Origin of the sequence: Ruoffia sp. FAM 20857 (assembly GCF_045528645.1) — a bacterium.
In the GTDB taxonomy this organism is placed as follows: Bacteria; Bacillota; Bacilli; order Lactobacillales; family Aerococcaceae; genus Ruoffia; species Ruoffia halotolerans.
In genome coordinates this window covers 1-313 of record NZ_JBGQRB010000131.1, presented here as the reverse complement: position 1 = coordinate 313, position 313 = coordinate 1, and the positions used below count along the sequence as shown (strand labels likewise).

Genomic DNA, 313 nt, shown 5'->3' with positions numbered 1-313 from the left:
AAACAGATAGTCCACGCTTCTTAGAAAATCATGTCAGAATGATGATTAGTCTGCTTGCATACAACCTCATCAACTGTCTAAAGACTATCGGCTTTGATAAAAAGAACCAAGGGATGACTATTCATTCCATCCGACTAACATTCCTTAAAGTCGCTGGCAAACTTGTGCAAACAGGCAGACGAGCCTATCTAAAATTGTCGAGTTATCATGTGTATCAAACTGAATTCTATAGGGTCTTCGAGCGCCTACGGCGATCCAGTCAATGGATTTAAATCAGTCATCACGTTAATTTTTTGAATCAATCGTCTACAAG

General features: G+C 39.3%; 1 protein-coding gene. It reads left to right on the top strand.

Annotation, left to right across the window (positions count from 1 at the left end; genetic code table 11):
• The coding region (locus ACEN4N_RS11540) for a transposase (RefSeq protein ID WP_407094274.1) at positions 1-272 on the top strand (272 nt) is incomplete at its 5' end.
• Positions 273-313 lie beyond the last annotated feature (41 nt).